Origin of the sequence: Cellulomonas cellasea (assembly GCF_006538745.1) — a bacterium.
Lineage (GTDB): Bacteria > Actinomycetota > Actinomycetes > Actinomycetales > Cellulomonadaceae > Cellulomonas_A > Cellulomonas_A cellasea.
This window is the reverse complement of sequence record NZ_BJLR01000009.1, coordinates 328949-349798: the sequence shown is the minus strand read 5'-3', so window position 1 is coordinate 349798 and position 20850 is coordinate 328949. Positions and strand designations below refer to the sequence as shown.

At 75.6% G+C, this 20850-nt stretch carries 21 protein-coding genes; 12 read left to right on the top strand and 9 right to left on the bottom strand.

All coding sequences use genetic code 11. From position 1 onward, the window contains the following. Window positions 1-65: 65 nt before the first annotated feature. Window positions 66-440, bottom strand: coding sequence for a DUF1330 domain-containing protein (locus CCE01nite_RS04890; protein WP_034635000.1), 375 nt, complete (start codon window positions 438-440; stop codon window positions 66-68). 215 nt (window positions 441-655) lie between these two features. Here CCE01nite_RS04890 and CCE01nite_RS21200 point away from each other — a divergent pair, with 215 nt between their 5' ends. After that, complete coding sequence (locus CCE01nite_RS21200) at window positions 656-2767, top strand: T9SS type B sorting domain-containing protein (protein WP_170223935.1); 2112 nt, start codon at window positions 656-658, stop codon at window positions 2765-2767. A gap of 168 nt (window positions 2768-2935) precedes the next feature. Continuing rightward, on the top strand, window positions 2936-3619 hold the full coding sequence (locus CCE01nite_RS04880) for a DNA alkylation repair protein (RefSeq protein ID WP_034634306.1): 684 nt from the start codon (window positions 2936-2938) through the stop codon (window positions 3617-3619). A 12-nt stretch (window positions 3620-3631) separates the two neighbouring features. Here the strand turns inward: CCE01nite_RS04880 and CCE01nite_RS04875 are convergent, their stop codons facing one another. Beyond that, entirely contained in the window at window positions 3632-4429 is a 798-nt protein-coding gene (locus tag CCE01nite_RS04875; protein ID WP_034634304.1) for a CPBP family intramembrane glutamic endopeptidase, read from the bottom strand. Between the two features lie 102 nt (window positions 4430-4531). Between CCE01nite_RS04875 and CCE01nite_RS04870 the strand changes: the two genes are divergently transcribed. From CCE01nite_RS04870 to CCE01nite_RS04845, 6 genes are all read left to right on the top strand, one after another. Further along, window positions 4532-5080 carry a type 1 glutamine amidotransferase domain-containing protein gene (locus CCE01nite_RS04870; protein WP_034634302.1) on the top strand — a complete coding sequence of 183 codons (549 nt, stop codon included), beginning with the start codon at window positions 4532-4534 and terminating at the stop codon, window positions 5078-5080. Window positions 5081-5230: 150 nt separating this feature from the next. Beyond that, window positions 5231-5869, top strand: a complete 639-nt coding sequence (locus tag CCE01nite_RS04865) for a hypothetical protein (RefSeq protein WP_034634299.1) — start codon at window positions 5231-5233, stop codon at window positions 5867-5869. Further along, window positions 5866-6171, top strand: a complete 306-nt coding sequence (locus CCE01nite_RS04860) for a transcriptional regulator (RefSeq protein ID WP_034634297.1) — start codon at window positions 5866-5868, stop codon at window positions 6169-6171. The genes CCE01nite_RS04865 and CCE01nite_RS04860 overlap by 4 nt, the downstream gene beginning before the upstream one ends. Then, window positions 6168-7166: an ABC transporter ATP-binding protein gene (locus tag CCE01nite_RS04855; RefSeq protein ID WP_034634295.1), complete on the top strand. Its 999-nt coding sequence runs from the start codon at window positions 6168-6170 to the stop codon at window positions 7164-7166. Before CCE01nite_RS04860 ends, CCE01nite_RS04855 begins: the two co-directional genes overlap by 4 nt. Further along, on the top strand, window positions 7163-7939 hold the full coding sequence (locus CCE01nite_RS04850) for an ABC transporter permease (RefSeq protein ID WP_034634291.1): 777 nt from the start codon (window positions 7163-7165) through the stop codon (window positions 7937-7939). Before CCE01nite_RS04855 ends, CCE01nite_RS04850 begins: the two co-directional genes overlap by 4 nt. A 49-nt stretch (window positions 7940-7988) precedes the next feature. Then, window positions 7989-8903 (top strand): alpha/beta fold hydrolase, encoded by a 915-nt coding sequence (locus tag CCE01nite_RS04845; protein ID WP_084142920.1) that lies wholly within the window; start codon window positions 7989-7991, stop codon window positions 8901-8903. A 160-nt stretch (window positions 8904-9063) separates the two neighbouring features. Here the strand turns inward: CCE01nite_RS04845 and CCE01nite_RS04840 are convergent, their stop codons facing one another. Further along, complete coding sequence (locus tag CCE01nite_RS04840) at window positions 9064-9555, bottom strand: MarR family winged helix-turn-helix transcriptional regulator (RefSeq protein WP_084142919.1); 492 nt, start codon at window positions 9553-9555, stop codon at window positions 9064-9066. A 96-nt stretch (window positions 9556-9651) separates the two neighbouring features. Between CCE01nite_RS04840 and CCE01nite_RS04835 the strand changes: the two genes are divergently transcribed. Then, on the top strand, window positions 9652-10560 hold the full coding sequence (locus CCE01nite_RS04835; RefSeq protein WP_034634288.1) for an alpha/beta hydrolase fold domain-containing protein: 909 nt from the start codon (window positions 9652-9654) through the stop codon (window positions 10558-10560). 125 nt (window positions 10561-10685) lie between these two features. Here CCE01nite_RS04835 and CCE01nite_RS21730 read toward each other — a convergent pair whose 3' ends face one another. Beyond that, entirely contained in the window at window positions 10686-12044 is a 1359-nt protein-coding gene (locus CCE01nite_RS21730) for a recombinase family protein (protein WP_211254596.1), read from the bottom strand. 119 nt (window positions 12045-12163) lie between these two features. Here CCE01nite_RS21730 and CCE01nite_RS04820 point away from each other — a divergent pair, with 119 nt between their 5' ends. After that, window positions 12164-13201 carry a GGDEF domain-containing protein gene (locus CCE01nite_RS04820; RefSeq protein WP_052104414.1) on the top strand — a complete coding sequence of 346 codons (1038 nt, stop codon included), beginning with the start codon at window positions 12164-12166 and terminating at the stop codon, window positions 13199-13201. 10 nt (window positions 13202-13211) lie between these two features. Here CCE01nite_RS04820 and CCE01nite_RS22340 read toward each other — a convergent pair whose 3' ends face one another. Both CCE01nite_RS22340 and CCE01nite_RS04810 read right to left on the bottom strand, forming a co-directional pair. Beyond that, window positions 13212-14783, bottom strand: coding sequence for a sensor domain-containing diguanylate cyclase (locus tag CCE01nite_RS22340; RefSeq protein ID WP_052104413.1), 1572 nt, complete (start codon window positions 14781-14783; stop codon window positions 13212-13214). Window positions 14784-14883: 100 nt separating this feature from the next. Next, the gene (locus CCE01nite_RS04810; RefSeq protein WP_141372028.1) at window positions 14884-15471 is read right to left on the bottom strand and encodes a CGNR zinc finger domain-containing protein; all 588 of its coding nucleotides are present in this window, start codon (window positions 15469-15471) and stop codon (window positions 14884-14886) included. A gap of 116 nt (window positions 15472-15587) precedes the next feature. Here CCE01nite_RS04810 and CCE01nite_RS04805 point away from each other — a divergent pair, with 116 nt between their 5' ends. Continuing rightward, window positions 15588-16475: an alpha/beta fold hydrolase gene (locus CCE01nite_RS04805; RefSeq protein ID WP_246056328.1), complete on the top strand. Its 888-nt coding sequence runs from the start codon at window positions 15588-15590 to the stop codon at window positions 16473-16475. Window positions 16476-16600: 125 nt separating this feature from the next. Here the strand turns inward: CCE01nite_RS04805 and CCE01nite_RS04800 are convergent, their stop codons facing one another. From CCE01nite_RS04800 to CCE01nite_RS04790, 3 genes are read right to left on the bottom strand one after another with little or no spacing between them, the layout of a single operon-like run. Continuing rightward, window positions 16601-19369 (bottom strand): heavy metal translocating P-type ATPase, encoded by a 2769-nt coding sequence (locus tag CCE01nite_RS04800; protein ID WP_034631439.1) that lies wholly within the window; start codon window positions 19367-19369, stop codon window positions 16601-16603. After that, window positions 19366-19599: a heavy-metal-associated domain-containing protein gene (locus CCE01nite_RS04795; RefSeq protein WP_034631436.1), complete on the bottom strand. Its 234-nt coding sequence runs from the start codon at window positions 19597-19599 to the stop codon at window positions 19366-19368. Before CCE01nite_RS04795 ends, CCE01nite_RS04800 begins: the two co-directional genes overlap by 4 nt. A gap of 40 nt (window positions 19600-19639) precedes the next feature. Next, the gene (locus tag CCE01nite_RS04790; RefSeq protein ID WP_034631433.1) at window positions 19640-19921 is read right to left on the bottom strand and encodes a metal-sensitive transcriptional regulator; all 282 of its coding nucleotides are present in this window, start codon (window positions 19919-19921) and stop codon (window positions 19640-19642) included. Between the two features lie 214 nt (window positions 19922-20135). Between CCE01nite_RS04790 and CCE01nite_RS04785 the strand changes: the two genes are divergently transcribed. Next, window positions 20136-20819, top strand: a complete 684-nt coding sequence (locus CCE01nite_RS04785; RefSeq protein WP_034631430.1) for a hypothetical protein — start codon at window positions 20136-20138, stop codon at window positions 20817-20819. Window positions 20820-20850 lie beyond the last annotated feature (31 nt).

Below are 20850 nucleotides of genomic sequence, written 5' to 3'. Positions count from 1 at the left end.
ACGAGCCGCGCCGGCCCGCCGCGCCGGCCGCAGAGCGACGGCTCCCGGGGCGCGGTCCGCCCTGGTCAGGGGGTGAGTCGGACGCCGGGGCCGCCGTGCCCCTCGCGGCGGAGCGCGGCGGCCGTCTCCGCGGGGTCGTAGTCGGCGCTCACGCCGTCGACCAGGATCGCGTGGCCGGGCACGTTGCGGGTCCGCAGCGGCTTGAGCGCGGTGTACGCCTCGGACCCGTACCAGGCGCGCGCCGCCGGCAGGTCCGGGAACTCGATGACGACCACGGTCCCCGGCCAGGCGCCCTCCTGGACCTCCACGGTGCCGCCGTGCACCACGAAGCGTCCGCCGTGCGGGTCGAGCGTGGCCTGGATGCGCTCCATGTACTCGAGCACCTCGTCGGGCAGGTGGGAGGGCGGGGCGGTCAGGTGCGCCACGGCGTACGCGCTCACGGCCGGCCACCCGGCGCCGACGCCAGCGATCCCCGGCCGTCGGGCCACGAGGGGTGTCCGGCCGGTACGGCTCCTTGTGTGCTCATGGCCCCCACGTTCCACCCGGGGGCTGGGCGCCGTCGATGACCTCGGAGGTCATGGAGGCGGCCCGCAGGCCGCTGACCCGGACAACCGACCGGTTGGACGGGATTGGTGCGCGCGGGTGAGGGTGAGGCATGGCACGTCTTCGACCGGCGACGACGCCGGCCCCCACCGAGGCCCCGCGGACCCACGACGAGGCCGTCCGTGCGCCTCGTCCGACCCGCCGGCGGCGGCTCCTGCTCACGCTGGCGGCCCTCGCGCTGCCCCTCGCCACCGGCATCGCCGCGTCGCCCGCGGCGGGCGTCGGCAGCGGTGACCTGTTCCCGGACGACGCCGTGTGCGGGACGGGGACCGGTGCCGGGTGCCGCGCGCCGATCGAGTGGAACGTCGCGACCTACGGACCCCCGGACGGCACGCACATCGTCCGCCGGACGCTGTTCACGGTGTTCGCGCGCCAGGGCGAGCAGCTCCTCCTGGGCTCGTCGGCGCTCGGCGTCGTCCCCGGGCTCGCGGACGTCGCCGTGTGGGAGCCCGGCGCCGTGACCGACACCGAGGCGGCGACGCTGCCCGCTCCCGCGTCGAGCTGCCGGGCCCAGCGCGAGGCGAGCGGGGACGCCGCGCTCGGGCTGATCTCCACGCGGGCCCAGGAGCTGGCCGGTGCGCGGTCGGTCGACGGCACCGGCAACCCCGATGGCTACGTGCCGTGCGTCCACACCGTGACCACGACCGGGCTGCGCCGCGTCGCCTTCTACGGCTCGATCGGCCCCGGTGGCGCGCTCTCCGGCGGCGTCCCGACGCGGGCCCAGGTCGGGACGGGCGTCGTCGCGCAGGCCGAGAGCTCGACGACCGTCGCCGCGTGGGACCTCACCGTGCGACCGGCCGCGCCCGGCTCGACCGCCGACCTGCCCGGGCGCGCGTTCACCTACGTCTACGCGGGCTTCACGGGCGGCAGCGACCGCCCCACGGACTTCTCGACCTACATCACGACGACCGACGGCTTCCGCTACCGGGTTGCGACCCGGTCGTTCGACCCCTTCGGCTTCGTCTTCTACGGCAACCCCGTGGGCTTCTACGACGCCGACGGCGTGACCCCGCTGCACCGGGACGTCCTCGGCTCGGGCAGCAACCAGCAGACGCTGACCGACCCGCTCGGCGGCGTCCGCCTGGCGCGCGCCGAGTACCCCGTGTCGGTCGAGCCGCTGGCCCCCGAGACGCTCGACGCCCTCGGCATCCCCGCGCAGGGCGCCGAGCCCGTGATGGGGCCGCTCGGGTTCGCCGGTTCCGCGGGCGGCGACGTCGCGTTCGAGGGGCAGGGCGGTGGCCTGCGGTTCAGCACGGGCACCCGCGGGACCTACGAGATCGTGCTCTCGCGCGACGGCGCCTCGTTCGACGCCGGAGCGCCCGGCAACCGGGTGCTGCGCGGGCTCGTCGGGCCGGGGACCCACGACATCCCGTGGGACGGTCTCGACAACGTGGGCGTCCCGTTCCCGGCCGGCCAGTACCCGGTGCGCGCGACGCTGCGCGGCGGGGAGTACCACGCGCCGATCCTCGACGTGGAGAGCTCGCTGCGCGGCGGTCCCAGCATCACGCTCGAGAACCCGCCGGACGGCGTGTGCCCGTTCACGGGCGAGGTCAGCACGGGCACGAACTGCACCCGGGGGTTCTACGACGACCGCGGCTACGTGACGAGCGCCGGCGTGGCGGTCGGGACCCCCGGCGAGCTGCTGTGCGCGGGCGTGGGCACGCGCCCCTCCGTCGCGTCCGCCGACCCCGACCTCGGCTTCGACACGACCTCCGGCCAGCGGGCGTTCGGCGCGGGCGCGGGTGCGAACACGAACACGCAGTGCACCGGCAGCTTCGGTGACGCCAAGGGGCTCGACCTGTGGTCCTACGTGCCCGGCGAGGCGCGGACCTCGGTCGTCGTGGTCGTCCCGCCCGCGGCCCCGGCGCCCCCGCCCGGGGTGCCCGCGCCCCAGGAGCCGGCGCCCCCGGTGCTCCCGGCCGAGCCCGGGCTGCCCGCCGCCCCCGTGACCCCGGCCGACCCCGCGGCGCCCACGGCGCGACCGGGCGCGCCGTCGTCGGCGCGGACAGACCCCGGGACGCGCGCACGGACCTCTCGTGAGGGGCGGGCGACGGCGCTGGCCCGGACGGGGTCCGACGTGACCCCCGGGCTCGTGGGTCTCGGGCTGGTCGTGGTGGGCGGCGCCCTCGTGGGTGCCGCGCGACTGCGTCGCCGCCTGGGCTGACGGGGGCCGCCGGGCGTCCTCGGCGCGCCGACGGCCGACGCGCGGTCGCGCGGACGCGCCGAGGTGCGACGCGCAGGGCGCCGACGGGCGACGCGCAGGGAAGCCGACGGGCGACGCGCGGGCGTCCCGCCGGGCATGCTGGGCTGACCCCAGCACGAGGAGGTCGCCGTGGCGACGCGTCCCGCACCACCCGAGGTCAGCGCCGGCGAGGTGCTCGCCGAGCTCGCGGCGCTCGAGGACCCGCGCATCCGCGCCGTCAACGAGCGCCACGGCGACGACCACGGCATCAACCTCACGCAGCTGCGCGCGGTGGCGAAGCGGCTCAGGACCCAGCAGGGGCTGGCGCGGGAGCTCTGGGCGACCGGCGACACGGCGGGCCGGCTCGTCGCGATCCTGGTCTGCCGCCCGAAGGACTTCGAGGCGGCCGAGCTCGACGCGATGCTGCGCGACGCGCGCGTCCCCAAGGTGCGCGACTGGCTCGTCGGCTACGTGGTCAAGAGGAGCCCGCACGTCGAGGGGCTGCGCACGGCGTGGTTCGACGACCCCGACCCGGCCGTCGCCGGCTCCGGGTGGGCCCTGACCAGCGACCGCGTCGCGAAGGCCCCCGACGGCCTGGACCTGCCGGGGCTGCTCGACCTCGTCGAGGCGCACATGAAGGACGCGCCCGCGGGGCTGCAGTGGGCCATGAACGAGTGCCTCGCGACGATCGGCATCCACCACCCGGCGCTGCGGGTCCGCGCGCTCGACATCGGCGAGCGGCTCGAGGTCCTCAAGGACTACCCGACGCCGCCCGGGTGCACCTCGCCGTACGCGCCGATCTGGATCGGCGAGATGGTGCGCCGCCAGGGCTGAGGGGTCGGGCCGTCAGCTCAGCCCGAGCGCGTCCCGCCACTCCGCGGGCACGAGCGCGTACCCGACGAACGCGACGACGTCGAGCACGGTGTGCGCGACGACGAGCGGCATGACCCGCCGTCGCCGCCGGTAGTACTCGGCGAACACGACGCCCATGACGACGTTCCCGACGAACGGCCCGAAGCCCTGGTACAGGTGGTACGAGCCGCGCAGCAGGGCGCTCGCGGCGATGATCGCGGGGGTCCGCCAGCGCAGCTCGCGCAGCCGCTCGGTCAGGTACCCGACCGCGACCACCTCCTCGAGCAGCGCGTTCTGCAGCGCGGCGAGGACGAGCACGGGGACGGTCCACCACGCGGCGTTCAGCGCCGACGCCTGCACCTCGACCGTCACGCCGAGCGCCCGCCCGGCGGCGTAGAGCGCGAGGCCGGGGATGCCGATGAGCGCCGCGAGCCCGACGCCGACGCCGAGGTCGCGTGCGGGCCGCGTGCCGTCGAGGCCGATGCGCCGGACCGCGCTGCGGCCGTGCGAGGACAGCAGGTACAGCGCGAGCGCGACGGGGACGAGCGCGAAGCCGATGCTCAGCAGCTGGTAGGTCAGGTCGAGATACGGGCGCGGCGAGCGGCTCGCGTTGAGCGTCGCGGACTGCTCGGCGAGCGGCGTGCCCTCGGTGAGCCGCGCGGCGATGTTCACGAGCGCGTAGACGCCGGAGCGGCCGAGCGAGAGGCCGAGCACGATCCACACCTCGGTGGTCAGCCGGCGGCGGAGCGCGGGGAACGACGGCGCGGGCGCGGTGCCCGGTGCCGTCGTCATGCTCCGAGGGTAGGTGGTCGCCCGGGGTGCCGCTCCGGGTGCCGTCGCGCACGCGCGCCTACCGTCGAAGGACCGCACACCCCTTCGAGAGGAGCCGCACGCATGTCCCACCTCACCGGCAAGACGGTCGCGTTCCTGGCCACGGACGGCTTCGAGGACAGCGAGCTGACGAGCCCGTGGCAGGCGGTCACCGAGCACGGCGCGACCGCGGTGCTCGTGTCGTCCGGGAGCGGCACGATCACGGGCAAGAACGGCCACGAGGCGCAGGTCGACCGGACGACGGCCGACGCGAGCGCCGCGGACTTCGACGCGCTCGTGCTGCCCGGCGGCGTCGCGAACGGCGACACGATCCGCCTCGACGAGCAGGCGGTCGCGTTCGTGCGCGACGTGTTCGCGCAGCACAAGCCCGTCGGCGTGATCTGCCACGGTGGCTGGATCCTCACGGACGCCGACGTGCTCCACGGCCGGACCCTGACGTCGTACCCGAGCCTGCGCACCGACCTGACGAACGCGGGCGCGACGTGGGTCGACGAGGAGGTCGTCGTCGACTCCGGGCTCGTCAGCAGCCGTGTGCCCGACGACCTGCCGGCGTTCAACGCGAAGCTCGTCGAGGAGATCGGCGAGGGCGAGCACGCGGAGCAGACCGCCTGACGCCCCACCACCACGGCCCCGTCGCCGCTCGTCCCCCCGAGCGCTGCGGGGCCTCGTCGTGCCCCGTCCCGTCGCCCGGACCCCTTGTGCCCGCGGTCAGTGCAGAGTAGTTTGCAGTGCAAAGTCCTCTGCACGGGAAGGGTCGCACCTATGGCACCCGACGACGCGTCCGACGAGCCGCTCGACCTCGCGGAGAGCCTCGCGATCATCCAGGCGCAGCGGGCGCGCGTCCGCGACCAGGTCGCGCCCGACCCGCGCGTGCTCTTCGGCGCGTGGGGTGTCGCGTGGCTCGTCGGCTACCTCGTGCTGTGGTCCTCCGCCCGCGCCGAGCCGTACGGGCACCCCGGCGGGGCTGCGTTCACGGTCTTCGGCGTCCTCCTCAGCGCGGCGCTCGCGGTGACGATCGCGCACATCGCCCGGCGCACCGCGGGGGTCCGGGGGGCGAGCGAGCGCACCGGGTCGATGTACGGCTGGACGTGGACCATCGGCTTCAGCGCGGTCGTGCTCACGATGATCGGGCTGACGCGGGCCGGGGCGGGCTGGGAGGTGCTCGCGCTCGGCTGGAACGCCCTCTCGGCGCTCGTCGTCGGCGTCCTCTACGCCGCCGGCGCGGCCATGTGGGAGGACTGGCGGATGTTCGGGCTCGGCGCCTGGATCGCCCTCGTCGCCGGTGCCACGACGCTGCTCGGGGTCCCCGGCTCCTACCTGCTGATGGCGCTCGCGGGCGGCGGGGGGATGCTCGCCGCGGCGACCCTCGCGCACGTGTCCCGGCGGAAGGGCGGCTGGTGACCGACGACGACCTCGACCCCGTCATCCACGCGCAGTCCCGCCTGCGCGTCGTCGCGACCCTGGCCGCGATGCCGCACGGCGACCGCGTCTCGTTCCCCAAGCTCCAGCGTCTGCTGGACATGACCGCCGGGAACCTCTCGACCCACGTGCGCAAGCTCGAGGAGGCCGAGTACGTCCTGGTCACGAAGACCCACGAGGGCCGGACCCCGGCCACCTACCTCGAGCTGACGAGCAGCGGGCGCCTCGCGTTCGAGCGCTACTCGCGCCGGCTCACCGACCTCCTCAAGGGAGCGCAGTCATGAGAAGCGCAGTGACGAACCACGTGGTGCAGGTCGAGGGGGTCACGCGCCGGTTCGGCGCCGTCACCGCGCTCGACGACGTGTCGCTCGACGTCCCGGAGGGCGAGCTCGTCGGGCTGCTCGGGCCGAACGGCGCGGGCAAGACGACGCTGCTCAGCCTCGTCAGCGGGATCCGGAAGCCCGACTCCGGGGAGATCCGGCTGTTCGGCCGCAGCCCCCGCGACGCGGTCGCCCGGCTCGGCCTCGGCACGACGCCGCAGGAGACCGGGCTGCCGCCGACGCTCAAGGTCGGCGAGGTCGTCGACCTCGTGGCCGGGCACTACCCGGACCCGATGCCGCGCGGCGAGGTGCTCGAGCGGTTCGGCATCGGCGACCTCGCCGGACGCCAGACCGGCGGGCTCTCGGGCGGCCAGAAGCGCCGCCTCGCCGTCGCGCTCGCGCTCGTCGGCCGCCCGCGCCTCGTCCTGCTCGACGAGCCGACCACCGGCCTCGACGTCGAGGCGCGGCACGTGCTGTGGGACGCGCTGCGGCAGTACCACGCGGACGGCGCGACGGTCCTGCTCACGAGCCACTACCTCGAGGAGATCGAGGCCCTCGCGCAGCGGGTCGTCGTGATCGGCGAGGGCCGCGTGCTCGCGGACGACTCGCTCGCCGCGGTGCTCGACCTCGTGGCGGTGCGCCGCGTCCTGGTCTCGGTGCCCGAGCACGCCGCCGCTGCGCTGACCCGGATCCCCGGGGTCGTGAGCGCGGAGCGCGACGGCGACCGCTGGACCCTGCTCGCCTCGGACGCCGACGCCGTGGTCCGCACCCTGGTGCGCGACGACGTGCCGTTCAGCGGCCTCGAGGTCCGCGGGGCGTCGCTCGAGGAGGCCTTCCTCGCGCTCACCGGCGGGGAGCCCGTCCGCGACGCGGCGCGCGCCGCCGACCGAGCGGCCGACCGCGCCGCCGCGCCGTCCGCCGAAGGCCCGACCGCCGTCCCCCAGGGAGTCCCGCGATGACCGCCACGACGCTCGCCCCGCGCAGCCCGCTGCACCTCACGCTCCTGCACGCGCGCTTCCAGTTCCTCGAGACCGTCCGGGTGCCCATCGCGGTCATCGGCAACCTGCTGTTCCCGTCGCTCGCGATGTTCTTCTTCGTGGTGCCGCAGCCCGAGGTCTCGCAGGACCCCGGCATCGCGACGGCCGCGGCCGCGCAGCTCGCGACGTTCGCGATCATCTCGACGTGCCTGTTCTCGTTCGGCGCGGGCGTCGCCGAGGACCGCGCGATGCCGTTCGACCCGTACCTGCGCACGCTGCCCGCCGGTGCGGCGCCCCGGCTCGCGGGCCGCGTCGTCAACGGGATCGTGTGGTGCCTGCTCGCCCTGGTGCCGCTGATCGGGATCGCGATCGTCTTCACCGAGGCCACCATCACGCCGCAGCGCCTGCTCGTCTCGCTCGCGCTCGTGCCCGTCGTCGCGCTGCCGTTCCTGCTGCTCGGGCTCGCGATCGGGTACGCGCTGAGCAACAAGGCGGCCATCGCGGTGGTCCAGGCGGTCCTGTTCCCGCTCGCGTTCGCCGGCGGGCTGTTCATGCCGCCCGAGGTCTTCCCGGGGTGGATGAACGCGATGTCCCGCGCGCTGCCGACGCGGGCCGCGCGCGACCTCGTGATCGACGTCGCGACCGGGTACTCCGCGTACGCGCTCGCGCTGCCCGTGCTGGTCGGGTGGACGGTGCTGTTCGCGGCGCTCGCCGTGACGGCGTACCGGCGCGACGAGGGGCGCCGGTTCCGCTGACCGGGCCGGCCGGGCGATGAGTCCGGCGCGGCCGGGCGGTCTGACGGGGATGGACACTGCACCGCACCCTGTCGACCCGGCCCGCGCCGCCGGGTCAGCCGACCCCGCCGCCGCGCCGGACCGCGTCGAGGGCACGGCCCGCTCGGCCGACGGGACCGTGATCGCCTGGGACCGCACCGGCGCCGGCCCGCCGGTCGTGCTCGTCGAGCCCGCGCTGCACGACCGGTCGTTCTCCGCGTTCGACGGCCTCGCGCCGCTGCTCGCGCCGCACCTGACGGTCGTCCGGTACGACCGCCGGGGTCGCGGCGCGAGCACCGGCACCGGTCCCCACGCCGAGCCCGGCGCCGTCGAGCGTGAGGTCGAGGACCTCGCGGCGGTGCTCGACGCCGTCGGGGGACCGGCGCTGCTGCACGGGTTCTCGTCGGGCGCGCTGCTCGCGCTGCACGCCGCCGCGCATGGCCTCGACGTCGCCGCGCTGGTGCTCGTCGAGCCGCCGCTCGGGGACGACGACCCCGACGAGCGCGCCCGGTCGCGCGAGTTCACGGCCGAGCTCGCCGCGCTCGTCGCCGCGGGCCGGGACGCCGACGCCGTCGACCGGTTCCACGAGGGGATCGGCGTGCCGCCCGAGGCGCTCGCGCAGACCCCGCCCGACGTCCGGGCCACCTTCGAGCGCCTCGCACCGACCCTCGTGCACGACTGCCGGCTCGGCGACGAGACGACGCTCGACACGCTCCGGGCCGTGCGGGTCCCGGCGCTCGTGGTCGACAGCGCGGGCAGCTCGCCGGACCTGACCGGCTGGGCCGCTCGGGCCGCCGCCGCGCTGCCCCGCGGGACGCACCGCAGCCTGCCGGGCACGTGGCACGGCGTCGCGGACGACGCGCTCGCGGCGGCGGTGCTCGACGTCGCGCGCGAGCACCTGCTCCCCGGTCACGGCGCCGCCTCGGGCCCTGGCTCGCGGGGCTGAGCGACAAGGACTTCCCGGGGGGCACGGCGACGTCGAGCTCGAGCACGACGGTGTCCCCGCGCTAGTTCGTCGTGGTGGCGCGCGCCTGTCGCGGCGGGCGCAGGAGCTCGGGCTCCCCGGCGGGGTCGCCCACGGTGACGGTGACCGCTCTGCCTGGGTCTCAGAGCGCGGCGGGTCCGTCCGCGGAGCGCTGACGGGCAGGCCCGGCCGTCCGGTCCACCGCGGGCTGGAGCGTGGCTCGTGCCGTCTGCAGCGTCTGCGCCAGGTGCTCCAGGTCGTGCGCGGGCACGAGCATCCCGAGGACGTCCTCGGCGGCGGCCTCGAACACGGGCGTGGCGCGGTCGACAGCCGCCGAGCCGCTCGCGGTCAGCGACAGCTTGGCGGAGCGCCGGTCGTCGGGGTCCGTCACGCGTCGGCACCAGCCCTGCTCCTGCAGACGGTCGACGGCCTTGCTCGCCGCGCCGACGGTGATGGAGATCGTGCGCGAGACGTCGAGCACTCGGCAGCCCGGCACGTCGCGGATGATGCTCAGCACTTCGAGCTGGGGCAGTGTCAGGCCACCTGTCGCCTTGAGCCGCGCGTCCACCGCGTTGTACAGCAGCGTCTCGACGCGGACGAGGTCGATGAACACCGCTCCGGCGCCGGCTGCCATGCGACCTCCTCACCTCAGGAACTGTGTTCCAGGGAATGTATCGCGCGTCGCGGTAGTTGCCCTGGAATCTATCGTGACGTCACCCAGGGGGTCGCCATGTCGCAGGCCCAGCTCACCGCCATCGACGTCGCGCTGCGCGGCGGGCAGCGGGAGCGCCAGACCCTCGCACAGCAGCGCGCCGGCTTCGAGCAGTTCGCGGCTCGCCCGATCGAGAACGACGTCACCGTCGACGAGGTCCGGCTCGGCGGCGTACCGGCGCTGCGGCTGGCGCCCCCACGAGCCGCCGGAGCCGCGCTGCTCTACCTGCACGGCGGCGGCTACGTCATCGGGTCCGCGCGATCGGGCGCCGGGCTGGCGGCCGCCCTCGCCCGCCGCGCGAACGCGGTCGCCTACTCGCTCGACTACCGCCTCGCGCCCGAGCACCCGTTCCCCGCCGCCGTCGAGGACGGCCTCGCCGCCTACACCGGGCTGCTCGCCGCGGGCCACGAGGCGGGGGAGGTCGTCGTCGCAGGTGACTCCGCCGGCGGTGGGCTCGCCCTCGCACTGCTCCTGTCCGCGCGAGGCGTGGGGCTACCGCAGCCGGCGGCGGTCGCCGTCATGTCGCCCTGGGTCGACCTGACGCTCACCGGAGAGAGCCTGCGGGCCAAGGAGGCGGACGACGCGATCTTCGACGCGGCGGACGTCGCTGGGTACGCGGCGCAGTACCTCGGGGACCACGACCCCGTGGACCCGCTCGCTAGCCCGGTCCTGGCTGACCTCGACGGGCTGCCCCCACTGTTGATCCAAGTGGGGACGAACGAGGTCTTGCTCGACGACGCGACCAGGCTCGCTGCCCGCGCGGCGTCTGCCCACGTCACCGTGACGCTCGAGGTCGTCGCTCGGGCGCCGCACGTGTTCCAGCACTTCGCCGGCCAACTTGACGAGGCAGACCTCGCGCTCGACCGCGCCGGGCGGTTCCTTGCGGGCCACCTGACGGCCCCCGGCTTCTCGCCGGATGGGCCCTAGGTCTACTTGGCCATCATGGCCGCATGCCTGCGTCGCGGCGCCTAGAGGAGCCGTGGATCTGTGGCGCGATCGCCATGGGTGCACTCAAACGATCGTTTGGGTGCGTGTCTCATGCGTTTGGCCGGCTACGGGCCGATCTCGGCCCAGACCACCTTGACGGTGTTGGTGCGGTACCACCCGACGTCGACCGACAGGCGCCGGGCGATCTGCAGGCCGAAGCCGCCTTCACCTGGTGGGCGGTCCCCGGCGATGCGGGGCTGGTTGCTCAGGTCGTGGTCGGCCACCGTCAGCAGGAAGAGGGTGTCGTGCTGGAGGAGCTCGACGATCGTGGGCGGGCGTCCGTGGCGGATGGCGTTGGTGGCGAGCTCGGAGGCGACGAGCACGAGGCTGTGCGCGATGCCGTCGAGGAGCCGGTCCTCGCGCGCGCGGGCGCGCGTGTTGATCTCTTGGCGCAGGCCTTCGCGCAGGCCGTGCAGCTCGGTGACGGAGTCCAGAACCCAGCGGCGGACGGGTGAGAAGCGAGACGGTGGGCGCGAGGTGCGCAACCCGGCGTCGAGACCGGTGTCCTCGCTCGAGTCGGGGGTCGACGGTGTGATCACCGTTCGACGGTAGGAGACTGGCCGGATGCCTGCCCGGCGGCGCCGATCGCAAGAGCCATCTCGGGGCGACGTGCCGCGCGAACGTCCGCCGTGCGGACGCATGGGATGGCTTCGGGTGACGTGGAGCATCGGCCACAGCCGTCTTTCCCTGCGGTGGCCGGGTCGACACCCCAGCCGCTCAAGATGGTCGGGCACGTGCCGTTCGAAACCCGCGCACTCAACCTCACGCAGCTCAAGCGCAGCAAGCGGACCTGCCGGGTTGGGGCGGGGGACAGGCGCGGAGGCCGACCGGTGTGCCGGCCCCGGGCGCGCAGCAGCGCGGGCGGCGGCAGCTCGCTCGTGCATCAGCTCGCGCTCGTACTCCGCTAGCGCCCCGAAGATCCCGGCGAGCATCCGGCCGGTCGGGGTCGCGTAGTCGATGCCCTCGCGCTGAGACCGCAGCAGCACCCCGGCGGTCGTCAGGGTTTCGATCGTGCGGATGACACCGGACAGGGAGCGTTCGAGCCGGTCGAGGGCGACGACCATAACCGTGTCGCCGGCCCGGGCGTAGTCCAGCAGCGCGGCGAGCCCGGGCCGGGACTCACTCGCCCCCGACATCGTGTCGGTGAAGATCCGCTCGCACCCCGCCGCCGTCAGCGCGTCGCGCTGGGCCTCGAGATTCTGGTGGTCGGTGCTGATACGTGGCCAGGGCTTCGGTGCTGACGAGGTGCGTTCACGACCGCTTCGGTCGTGACCACGGACCGGGGTGCGGTGCTCCTCGAGGATGTCTCGGACGCGCAAAGATGCGAGACGTACCGCGTCGACTGTCCACCGCCAGCCGAGGGCTGCCTCGGAGCACGGCCAGTGCCAGGCGAGCTCCAGGGGGTCCTCGACGCGTCCGGGCACGAACCGAGGGCGGAGGGGGCGCGTCCGGCGGGCGGCACCCGTCCGGGTGATCGCCGAGCCGGACGGGTCACGCGGGCGTCCGGTGCTCAGGTCGGGCCGGGGACGACCGATGATCAGGTGTGTCGTCAAGCCGGTGGTGCGAGCCGCGCGACCGGGTCGCCGCTGCCCGGTCCGCCGCGGTGCTCATCCTCGTCGGCGCCGTCGTCATCCTCACGTTCGCCGCGGTCGACCCGAGCATCGCGTCGGGCTGGGAGCGCGTCGCGGTCCTCGCGGCCGCCGCCACGGCCATCCCGCTCGCGGCGCTCCTGTACCGGCGCGGTCACCGCGCCCCGACCTGGCTGTGGGTCACGATGCCCGCCGGCGGGGTCGCCCTCATCACCGCGCTCGACTTCGCGACGCGCGACGCGAGCGCCGCCGGGCAGGTCTTCCTCGCGTTCCCCGTGCTGTTCGCCGCGTCGCAGCTCCGCCGGCGGGCCGCCGTCGGCATCACCGTGCTGACCGTCGCCGCCGACGCGGTGCTCGCCCTCGCGCTCCTGCCCGTCGAGCGCGCGGTCACGGACGTCGCGTTCGTCGGGGCGACGCTCGGGGTCATGACCGTGCTGCTCGTGGTCTCGGGCGAGCAGCGCGACGCGCTCGTCGCCCGGCTGACCCTGCTCGCCGCGATCGACCCCCTGACCGGCCTCGCGACCCGACGCGTGCTGGACGAGGCCGGGCACGCCGCGCTGGCCCGCGAGGGCGCGGGGACGGCGCTGCTCGTGCTCGACCTCGACCGGTTCAAGTCGATCAACGACAGCCGCGGGCACCCCGTCGGCGACGACGCGCTGGCCCACGTCGCGGCGCTCCTGCGCAGCCGCGAGCGCCCCGGGATGGTGCTGAGCCGGCTCGGCGGCGACGAGCTCGCGGTGCTCGTGACCGAGCGCGCGGGCGGGACCGCCGAGAAGCTCGCCGAGGAGGTCGTCGCGCTCGTCCGCACCCGCCCGCTGCCGACGCCCGAGGGGCCGCTGCCGCTGTCGGTGAGCATCGGCGTGGCGTACGCGCGGGAGGGCGTGACGACGCTGCGGGCGCTGTACGCCGCGGCGGACGAGGCGCTCTACCGGGCCAAGTCCGGCGGGCGCGACCGGGTCGCCGTCAACGCCGGCGCCGCGCCTGAGCTCTGAGCCAAGCCCGTCAGGACGCGATCGGGGTCCCCGGTTCGCCCGGGCCGCGCGTCGCGCGGTGCACGTGCTTGATCCGGTACATCGCGGTGTCCGCGCGCGTGAACAGCGTCGTGGGCTCGGTCGCCGGGTCGGTCGTCACGGCCGCGCCGATGCTGACGCCGACGCTGACGACGCCGCCGGTCACGCGGATCGGCCGGGCGACGGTCTCCTCGAGCCGCGCGACGAGCTCGGTGATCTCGATGTCGTCGCGCACCTCGACGAGCACGGCGCCGAACTCGTCGCCCCCGAGGCGCGCGAGCACGTCGCCGTGCCGCAGGTGCGTGCGCAGCCGCCGGCCGACCTCGATGAGGACCTCGTCGCCGGCGGCGTGCCCGTACGTGTCGTTGACCGCCTTGAACCGGTCCAGGTCGACGAAGAGCACCGCGAGCGCCGCCCCGGGCCCGACGGCGCGCAGCCCGAGCCCGAGCAGGCGCAGGAGCTCGCGCCGGTTGGGCAGCCCGGTGAGCTCGTCGTGCGACGCGGCGTGCGAGAGCTGCTCCTCCTGGTAGCGCCGGTCGGTCACGTCGCGCTGGTCGACGACGAGCCCCTGCACGAGCGGGTCGGCGAGGAGGTTGTGGACGTTCCACTCGTACCAGCGGGACTCGCCGTCGGCGTGGGTGAGCGGCACGTCGACGGTCCGGCGCGCACCGGGGACGGCCATGACGTCGCGGAGCTGGCGGGCGGCCTGGGCGCGGTGCTCGGGGCGGACGAGGTCGAGCAGGTAGGTGCCGGTGAGGCTCGCGGCGGGGTGGCCGGTCGTGCGCTCGGCGGCGGGGCTCACGTAGGTCAGCACGCCGTGCGCGTCGCTGACGGTGAGCACGTCGGTCGCGGAGTCCATGAGCGCGCGCAGGCGGGCCTCGGTGCGGGCGAGCGCGTCGGTCACGGACGCGTCGGCGGCGACCGAGAGCCCGACGTCGGCGAGGGTGAGCCACGCGACGAGCAGGAGCCAGCCCGCCGCGACGTGGCTCGCCCAGACCGGGAGCGTGCTCGCGACCCAGCCGAGCTGCGTCGCGCCCTGGCCGGCGAGCGTGAGGAGCGTGACGGCGGCCCCGGCGTGCGGCCACACCCGGCTGCCGGAGCGCTGGACGTGCGCGACCGCGACGAGCAGCGTCGTCGCGGGCACGAGCGCGCTCCAGCCCGCGGTCCACGCGAACGCCGCGATCAGCGTGAACGCGACGGCCAGGGTCAGGAGCGGGCGCGCGCCGGGTCCGGTCCGGCGCACGAGGCGCTCGACGCGGTCGCTCAGCAGGACGACCTGGAGCAGGACGAGGCCCGTGAGCACCCACGGGGAGCCGAGCACCCAGCCCTGCGCGTGGAGCGCGAGCAGGACGGGGAGCGCGACGACGAGCGTGCCGAGCACGGCGAGGGGGAGGGGGATCCGCGCGAGGACGCGCGACGCCGACGCGTTGGCCCGGCTGCGGCGCGACCCGGAGGCGCGGTGCGGGGAGGGCCCGGCGGGCTGACCCGGCGCGGGCGCAGGGACCGGCGAGCCGGCCGCGGGCTCCCCGCGGCGCGCGTCGTGCCCGTCCGTCGTCCGTTCCACCTGTCTGCCCTCGTCGTCCTGGTCCCGACCGACCCATCGGCTTTCGCGGGGCGGTGATGACGGGTTCGCGCGGGTGGAGCGCGGCGCGGTGCGGGGCCGGTCAGGCGTCGGCGTCGCGGTGCCGGCGGTAGTGCCGGGCGGCGCGTGCGCGGTTGCCGCACCCCGCGGAGCACCACTCGCGGCGGGGGTGGTCGCGGACGAAGTACAGGACGCAGCGCGGCCCCCCGCACGCCCGCAGGGCCGACGCCGCGGGCCCGGCGAGCAGGTCCGTGGCGTCGGCGCTGACCTGCGCGAGGCCGTCCGCGACGCCGTGCGCGGGCCGGGGCTCCTCGCGGCGCAGCCCGCCGTCCCCGAGGACGAGGCGGTCGGCCGGCGTGCTGACGCGGTGGGCGTTGACGACGTCGACGGCCCGGCCCAGGTCGTCCATCGGGGGGCGGGCGGCGGGGCGGGTGTCGCCGGTCACGAACGCGGCGAGCGTGCGCAGCGCGTCGCGCAGCTCGCGGGCGTCGCGCAGGTCGCCGGCGCCGGCCCGGACGGTGCCGAAGCCGGCCGAGGCGAGCCAGGCGGCCAGGTCCGCGGGGGTCCCGAGGTCGTCGTGCAGCGTGCCGCGCTCGGCCCGGAGGGTGTTCATGAGCCGCACGGGCAGGGGCTCCTCGGGCAGGACCCAGGAGCGGTCGTCGTCCGCCATGCCCCGGACGTTATCACGGTTGATGGGCCTTGCATCCGTTAGAGGCGGCTGCTAGACCTTCTAACGTCACAGTCCATTGGTTCCCGTTAGAACGACCCACCACCCGAGGAGCTCCCGTGTCTCTGACCCCGCACCGCACCACGCCCGTGACCCACCACCGCACGGCCACGATCGACGGCCGGACGGTCTTCTACCGCGAGGCCGGGCCCGCCGGCGCGCCCGTCGCCGTGCTGCTGCACGGCTACCCGTCCTCGTCGGCGATGTTCCGCGACCTCATCCCCCGGCTCGCGGAGCGGTACCACGTGCTCGCGCCGGACTACGTCGGCTTCGGGCACTCGGACGCACCGTCCGTCGACGACTTCGCGTACACGTTCGACCACCTCACCGACGTCGTCGAGGCGTTCCTCGCCGGGCTCGGGGTCGAGCGGTTCGCGATCTACGTGCACGACTACGGCGCGCCCGTCGGGTGGCGGCTGTACCTGCGGGCCCCCGAGCGCATCACCGCGGTGGTCTCGCAGAACGGCAACGCCTACGAGGAGGGGTTCGTGGAGACGTTCTGGGCGCCGCTGTGGCGCTGGTCCGCGGACGGCAACGCGGAGGACGAGGCGACCGTCCGCGAGGGCGTGACCGCCGAGGCGATCCGCTGGCAGTACACGCACGGCCTCGCCGACCCGAGCGTCGTCGACCCCGACACGTGGTCCCGCGACGCGGCCCAGGTCAACCGGCCCGGCCTGCCCGAGGTCCAGCTCGCGCTGTTCGCGGACTACCCGGGCAACCGGCCGCTCTACCCCGTGCTGCACAAGGCGTTCCGCGCCCACCCCGTCCCGCTGCTCGCGGTGTGGGGGGCGAACGACGAGATCTTCGGCCCCGACGGGGCGCGAGCCTTCGAGAAGGACCTGCCGGACGCGCGCATCGAGCTCGTCGAGGGCGGGCACTTCCTGCTCGAGTCGCACCTCGACGAGGTCGCGACCGCGATGCTCACGTTCCTCGACGAGCACCTCTGAGCGGTCCGGGCGCGACCCGGCCCCGCCGTGCGGGTGCACGACGGGGCCGGGTCGGTCCGGTCCGGGCGTCCGGCGCCGGGCGCTCGGCGCGGGCCCGGCGGCGGCTCAGGTGCGCCGGTGCGGGCTCACGCGAACGTGCGCAGCCGCAGCGAGTTGCCGACGACGAGCACCGACGAGAACGCCATCGCCGCGCCCGCGATCATCGGGTTGAGCAGCCCGAGCGCCGCGAGCGGGATCGCCGCGACGTTGTACGCGAAGGCCCAGAACAGGTTCTGCTGGATGACCCGCAGCGTCCGGCGGGACAGCCGGATCGCCTGCGCCGCCGAGCGGAGGTCGCCGCGCACGAGGGTCACGTCGGCCGCCTCGATCGCGACGTCCGTGCCGGTGCCCATCGCGAGCCCGAGGTCGGCGGCGGCGAGCGCGGCGGCGTCGTTCACGCCGTCCCCGACCATTGCGACCCGCCGACCCTCGGCCTGGAGCCGCTGCACCGCGCTGACCTTGTCGGCCGGCAGCACCTCGGCGACCACGTCGTCCTCGGGGATGCCGACCGTGCGGGCGACGGCGCGGGCGGCACCCGCGTTGTCGCCGGTGAGCAGCACGGGCCGCAGCCCGAGCGCCCGGAGCTGGCCGACCGCGTCGGCGGACGTGTCCTTGACGGGGTCGCGCAGCACGAGGACCCCGCGCGCCGAGCCGTCCCACGCGGCCATGACCGCGGTCGCGCCGTCCGCCTCGAACGCCGCGAACCGCTCCGCGAGCCCGTCGGTCCGCACGCCCTGCTCCGCGAGCCACACCGGGCGCCCGACGAGCACGCGCCGCGCGAGGCCGACCCCCGAGTGGGCGGTGCGGACGACGCCGGAGACGCCGCGGCCCGGCTCGTTGCGGAACTCGCGCACCTCGTCGGAGCCGATCTCGACCCCGTCCGCGCCGACCTCCGCCGAGCCGGCGGACGTCGTGCCGGACGCCGCTGCGGTGGTCGCCGCCTCGTCGGCCGCGTCCGCGACCGCGCGGGCGATCGGGTGCTCCGACATCCCCTCGACCGCACCCGCGTACCGCAGCACGTCCGCGGCGGACGTGCCCTCGGCGGGCACGACGTCGACGAGCCGCATGCGGCCCTGCGTGATGGTGCCGGTCTTGTCGAGCACCACGGTGTCGACCCGGCGGGTCTCCTCGAGGATCTGCGGGCCCTTGATGAGCACGCCGAGCTGCGCGCCGCGCCCGGTGCCGACCAGCAGTGCCGTCGGGGTCGCGAGGCCGAGCGCGCACGGGCACGCGATGATCAGCACCGCGACGGCCGCGGTGAACGCTGCCTGCACGCCGCCGCCGGTGGCGATCCACCCGACGAGCGTCGCGACGGCGAGCACGAGCACGATCGGCACGAACACCGCCGAGATCCGGTCGGCGAGCCGCTGCACGGGCGCCTTGCCGGTCTGCGCGGCGGCGACGAGCCGGCCGATCTGCGCGAGCTGCGTCTCCTCGCCGACCCGCGTCGCGCGCACCACGAGGTGCCCGGACGTGTTGACGGTCGCGCCGGTCACGGTGTCGCCGGGGCCGACGTCGACGGGTACGGGCTCGCCGGTCAGCAGCGAGGCGTCGACCGCGCTCGTGCCCGAGACCACGACGCCGTCGGTCGCGACCTTCTCGCCCGGCCGGACGGCGAACTCGTCGCCCGGGTGCAGGCGGTCGACCGGCACGCGCTGCTCGGTGCGCCGGCCGTCGGGGCCGGTCACGAGCAGCGCCACGTCCTTGGCGCCGAGGTCGAGCAGCGCACGCAGCGCGTCCCCGGCCCGGCGGCGCGAGCGGTGCTCGGCGTACCGGCCCGCGAGCAGGAACGTCGTGACGATCGCCGCCACCTCGAAGTACAGCTCGGGCATCGCCATGCCGTGCCCGGCCGCGTCGGCGGGGAACAGCGTCGGCTCCATGCGCATGCCGAGCGTTCCCGCGCCGCCGAGCAGCAGCGCCCACAGCGACCAGCCGGTCGCCGCGACGATGCCGATCGACACGAGCGTGTCCATGGTCGACGCGCCGTGCCGGGCGGCCTTCGCGGCGGCCCGGTGGAACGGCCACGCGGCCCAGGTGGCGACGGGCAGCGCGAGCGCCGCCACGACCCACTGCCAGCCGCGGAACTGCATCGCCGGGATCATCGAGAGCACGAGGACGGGGAGCGACAGGACGGCCGCGACGACGAGCCGGCGCCGCAGGTCGGCCCCGCGGTCCGGCGTCGGCGCGGACATGTCGGCGCCCGGGTCCATGTCGTGGCCGTCGCCCATCGCGTGGCCGGAGAGCGCGTGCTCGAACGGGTCCGTGCCGTGCGCGTCGTGCTGGGCGGGGGAGTCCGCGCCGCCGTCGTGCGCGGTGGCGTGCCCGCCGTCGTGCGCCGCGGCGTGCCCGCCGTGGTGCGCCGGTGCGGGGACGGTCTCCGCCGGCGGGACGGCGTCGTTGGCGGTGAGGGCGTCGTGCGCGACGGCGGCGGTGTGCCCGGCGGAGGTGCCGAGGGCGCCCGACGCGTTCGGTGCGTGCGCGTCCGTCGCGGAGGTGCCGGTCGCCGAGGTGCCGGTCGCCGAGGTGCCGGTCGCCGGCGCGCCTGTCGCGGGCTGCTCGGTCGCCTGCCCCGGACCCGGGCGCCGCCCGGTGACCCGCGCGTCGTACCCGGCCTTGCGCACGGCCTCGACCAGCGCGGCCTCGTCGGCGGCGGCACCGTCGTCGGGCACGCGGATCTCGACGTGCGCCGACTCTAGCGGCAGGTTCACGGTCGCGGAGACCCCGGGCAGCCGCCCGAGGCGCTTCTCGACGCGCGCGACGCACGACGCGCACGTCATGCCCTCGACCGCGAGGTCGACGGTCGCGACGGGCAGGTCGCGGGGCGCACCGGGGCGTGCGGTGCTGGGGGCGCTCACAGCAGCGACCCCCGCGGGGTCACCGCGTACCCCGCCTCCTCGACGGCCGCGCGCACGGCGTCGTCAGCGAGGGGCTCGTCGGACACCACGGTCACCGGGGAGGACGCGCCGGCGTGCAGGTCGACGGTCACGTCGCGGACCCCGGGGATGGTCTGGAGCTCCTCGGTCACGTGGCGGACGCAGTTGCCGCAGGTCATGCCGTCGACGGAGAAGGTGGTGGTCTGGCTCATGGGAGTGGTCCTCTCGGGGTGGTTCACGGTGGGTGGGTGGTCAGCTGCGGACGAGTCGGGCGATGGCGTCGGCGGCCTCCTTGACCTTCGCGGCGCCGTCCTCGGGGGACTGGCGGGCCGCGTCGACGACGCAGTGCGCGAGGTGGTCCTCGACGAGGCCGATGCTCACGGCCTGCAGCGCCTTGGTCACGGCGGCGACCTGCGTGAGGACGTCGATGCAGTAGACGTCCTCGTCGACCATGCGGGCGATGCCGCGGACCTGGCCCTCGATGCGCCGCAGCCGCTTGAGGTAGTCGTCCTTGTCTCCGGTGTAGCCGTGCACGATCGCTCCTCGGGTCGGTGCCGTGTCGTCCTGCCCAACACGGTACCCCCTGGGGGTATTCCCGACAGGGTCGGAGGTCCCGGCGCCCCCTCGGCCCGGCTGCCGAGGGCCGATGGGGCACGGATCGGTGGCCGCCCGGGCAGGACCGGCACACGCTCGCCGCCCTCGGCCGACACTGGTGAGGTCGCGAGCGAGTCACCCCCGGGAGGACCAGATGCGGGAACGGGAGACCGCCGGTGGGCGCCGGCCTCCGTCGCCCGAGCGCCCGGAGGAGGCCGAGTCGCCGGCCGCTCCGCGGTCCCTGCTGGCCCTGCAGACGACCGCGGGCAACCAGGCCACCGTCAGCTGGGTGCGGGGAGCCGAGCAGCGCACGCGACTGGTCCCGGTGGTGCAGAGGCTCGAGCCGGAGTGGACCGACGACACCGGTGACCAGGGCGAGGCCGGCGAGGCCCAGGAGCTCCAGGACCGTTCGCGGCCCCGGACCAAGGACCAGGCCCGCGCCATGGTCGACGGCCACGTCCAGCCCCGGAGCTGCTTCATCGAGTACGAGGGCTCACGGGCCGGGTGGAGGGCCATCCCGGGTACCGGGTGCGCCCACTGGGTGGCCCACCAGCGGGGCGGACCCACCGGCACCAGCAACGTGTGCGAGCTCGGTTTCAAGTACCGCGTGACGGAGCTCCTCGCCTCCCTGACACAGCGCTCGGCCGACCTCCAGAGCGCCCGGGTCGGTGACGTCTGGTCGGCGAGCGGCTCCTCCCACGTCGGGATCATCCGAGCCGTGACCCGGGAGGACGGGGGCGCGCGCGTCGTCTCGGTGAGCGTCGAGAACGACAGCTCGGCCAGCGGGGGAGTCGTCACCCAGACCAAGACCGACGGCTCCGTCTACGGCGGCGCGTGACCCACGTCCGGGCGGGGTCCCCGGGTCGGAG

Excerpts from the sequence above, each read along its gene's own strand:
- CCE01nite_RS21200 (WP_170223935.1), top strand. The coding sequence starts at position 656 with ATGGCACGTCTTCGACCGGCGACGACGCCGGCCCCCACCGAGGCCCCG.
- CCE01nite_RS04875 (WP_034634304.1), bottom strand. The coding sequence starts at position 4,429 with ATGACGACGGCACCGGGCACCGCGCCCGCGCCGTCGTTCCCCGCGCTC.
- CCE01nite_RS04870 (WP_034634302.1), top strand. The coding sequence starts at position 4,532 with ATGTCCCACCTCACCGGCAAGACGGTCGCGTTCCTGGCCACGGACGGC.
- CCE01nite_RS04865 (WP_034634299.1), top strand. The coding sequence starts at position 5,231 with ATGGCACCCGACGACGCGTCCGACGAGCCGCTCGACCTCGCGGAGAGC.
- CCE01nite_RS04855 (WP_034634295.1), top strand. The coding sequence starts at position 6,168 with ATGAGAAGCGCAGTGACGAACCACGTGGTGCAGGTCGAGGGGGTCACG.
- CCE01nite_RS04850 (WP_034634291.1), top strand. The coding sequence starts at position 7,163 with ATGACCGCCACGACGCTCGCCCCGCGCAGCCCGCTGCACCTCACGCTC.
- CCE01nite_RS04845 (WP_084142920.1), top strand. The coding sequence starts at position 7,989 with ATGGACACTGCACCGCACCCTGTCGACCCGGCCCGCGCCGCCGGGTCA.
- CCE01nite_RS04840 (WP_084142919.1), bottom strand. The coding sequence starts at position 9,555 with ATGGCAGCCGGCGCCGGAGCGGTGTTCATCGACCTCGTCCGCGTCGAG.
- CCE01nite_RS04835 (WP_034634288.1), top strand. The coding sequence starts at position 9,652 with ATGTCGCAGGCCCAGCTCACCGCCATCGACGTCGCGCTGCGCGGCGGG.
- CCE01nite_RS04810 (WP_141372028.1), bottom strand. The coding sequence starts at position 15,471 with ATGGCGGACGACGACCGCTCCTGGGTCCTGCCCGAGGAGCCCCTGCCC.
- CCE01nite_RS04795 (WP_034631436.1), bottom strand. The coding sequence starts at position 19,599 with ATGAGCCAGACCACCACCTTCTCCGTCGACGGCATGACCTGCGGCAAC.
- CCE01nite_RS04785 (WP_034631430.1), top strand. The coding sequence starts at position 20,136 with ATGCGGGAACGGGAGACCGCCGGTGGGCGCCGGCCTCCGTCGCCCGAG.